Source organism: Ancylothrix sp. D3o (assembly GCF_025370775.1).
Classification (GTDB): domain Bacteria; phylum Cyanobacteriota; class Cyanobacteriia; order Cyanobacteriales; family Oscillatoriaceae; genus Ancylothrix.
This window is the reverse complement of the sequence record NZ_JAMXEX010000101.1, coordinates 1-2594: the sequence shown is the minus strand read 5'-3', so window position 1 is coordinate 2594 and position 2594 is coordinate 1. Positions and strand designations below refer to the sequence as shown.

Genomic DNA, 2594 nt, shown 5'->3' with positions numbered 1-2594 from the left:
AAAGAGTTTGAAACTCTGCAAGAATGTGTGGATTCTGCTTTTAAAAATTGTCCTAACGTATGCGCGTAATGCTATAACAGGAAACAGGCTCTAAATAGTTGCCTTTAGGATTTCATAGGCTCGCCTTTCTTTCTCCCAAAAACCAGATTCAACCATTAAGGCTTTCAGATAGAATTAGGCTCACCTTCGGGTGTTGTTCGCTTTGGTAATTCGCAGGCCGGTTGCAATCTTTAAAACACGCGATATACACCTTAAACAATGGAAAAAATCAGAATGTTCGGACTCGACTCTGGTCGAGGTACCGCAGTTTTTTGCTGGTCGGATTTCAAACCAATTGACCCTGATGAGTTCAAAAATACTACCATCTATCAATCTGTACAAGCCGACACCGCCGGCCTCAATGAGTTTCTAACTAGAAAAATAGACGGGCGCAACATAATCATTTTGGAGCCAACTGGTAAAGATGGCCGGCTATGGTTGCAAGTCCTCAAAATGCACGGTTTCGAGGTCTTGGCAGTTTCTAACAATATTCTCCGCGCTTACGCTGAATCGGTTTTGTTTTGGCGCAATAAAACAGATCAAGATGACGCCGCAGCGCTTATGATCTATGGCTGGGATAAACTCTTAAATCCTCGCGCTTTTATCAAGCAGAAAGACCCTCAAATTCAAAAGCTGCATGACCTTTACCTACAGCACCAACGCGCCACCAAAGACTTAACAGCCCACATTAACCAGGGTAAGGCTCAATTAGTTATAGAGTGGCCGGAAAAAAAGGCAATTGAATCTGATTGTCAGGCTAACGGAGACTGGCCGCTGTTTTGGGCATTTGTGGCCGGTGGCTATAGCCCTGAAACTATGACACAAAAGCGACATTTTACAACTTACCGCAAAGCCCTTACTCAAACCGTTGGCAGCGGTAAGCACGGATTTACTGATTACCTACAAAAAAAAGCTCTTGCAATCTGTATCTCATCCTCTGAAAAATGGCAGATTGAAAGAGAGATAGGTGACGCGCTTCGCTGTCCTGAATTCGAGAAATATCTGCGGGTCTTTAAAACTAGGTTTGGATTTGGCGATGTTCATTGCGCCATACTTCTTAGCCAGCTTTACCCGTTTGAGCAGTTCCTTAATGATAGCGGCTCGCCGTTGCGTACAACCAAACGCAATAACACCGAATCCGGTAAACCCTCGCGTCAAAATAAAGGTGAGCGTCTCTTTCATGCTCGGCTAGGTTTCGCTCCTTATCAGCGGTCATCCGGTCAAAAGTCCGGCTTAAATACCGACGGCTCTACTTATGCCCGCTCTGCCCTCTGGATCTGGGTTTATTCTCGGATAGAACCCAATACATCTTATGAGTTCACCAATAAGGCCGGTGAGAAAGTCCAACGGATTAATCATGGTTGCCTTACCAATGACATCGGCAATTATTTGAGGGAACGGCTGCAACGTGAGAAAGCTGGGGTGCCGGCGCAAGTTCAGGAACTCGAAAAAACCCTTGAGACTTTGTTTGATGATTTTGAGACTGCACAAGACTTTTTAGATTACTGCCGCAAAACCAAAAACCCTAAAGTTAAGCTCCTGGGAGAATGTCTCGAACGTACTGCCAAAGCTTCCCAAGTCCGCAAACTCAACAAAACGGCTAAGTCTAAATTGAAGGGGTCGATTAAAGGATCGCTCAATCGCATCGCTCAAAGCCGGTGTTGCTCCAAGGCCGTTAAGCTTCTTTTCAAAGAATTGGTCAAGGAGTGGCGCAACCAACCTAACCCTACTTAACCCTACAAACCGGCACCTGCAAAGTGTCGGTTTTTTAGTTCCTGGGGTAAGGTGTAATCTTAGACTACTAGATAGAATATCGAGGGTCTTGATGACTCGGCTACCAATTTTTAGCTTGCCGGTTTTGGTGATAGTCACAAGGCTAGTCGGTTGGTTAGGGCAATTTCTTGGGGGGTAGGCAGTGGGTTGAATCCTTTCAAGAAACAACATACGAGTGAACTGTTCAATATCACCAGCAAGACGGACTGTAAGAGTCGGATTAAAATTTAGAGAAAACTCAAGCCTTTGAATTCTGCTCATTGTTTTGACTTATAGTTGTGCTGTTCTTCACTGCTAAGTAGGTGTGCCTAATTAAACGTAAAATAGAAAAACCTATAAAAAAGAGGCAATCACAATATGCCAGCCCGATTAAAAATTAGTCTTAGTGAGCTAGAATTCCAAAAGCTACGGGAGTTAAGCCAAAATCTTCAAGTGCCAGAAAGGACGAGAAAAAGAGCCGAAGTTCTATGCTTGAGTTCAAAAGGGTGGACAGTAGCTCAAATAGCAGAATGGATGAATTGGGCTGCCAATACAGTCAGAAGAAGCCTTCAGATGTGGATACTAAAAGGAGAAGATGGGCTGTGGGATGCACCAAGAAGCGGAAGAAAAAAGACGTGGCAAGAAGCCGATATACAGTATTTGGAGGAGCGCTGTGCGTTGGACGAAAGAACTTATAATAGTAAACTATTATCAATTTTGCTTAAACAAGAGCGTCAAGTGGAATTAAGTCCCGCACAAATCCGTAAGATACTCAAAAAAAAAGGACTAAAATGGAAACGAAC

2 protein-coding genes are annotated in these 2594 nt (G+C 43.9%); both read left to right on the top strand.

The features are described 5' to 3' along the window. Positions 1-273 precede the first annotated feature (273 nt). Complete coding sequence (locus NG798_RS27400; RefSeq protein ID WP_261226886.1) at positions 274-1773, top strand: transposase; 1500 nt, start codon at positions 274-276, stop codon at positions 1771-1773. Positions 1774-2169: 396 nt separating this feature from the next. Next, a partial coding sequence (locus NG798_RS27395; protein WP_261226885.1) for a helix-turn-helix domain-containing protein occupies positions 2170-2594 on the top strand: 425 nt, incomplete at its 3' end.

Coding starts and splice junctions, on each gene's coding strand:
- NG798_RS27400 (WP_261226886.1), top strand. CDS start 274: ATGTTCGGACTCGACTCTGGTCGAGGTACCGCAGTTTTTTGCTGGTCG.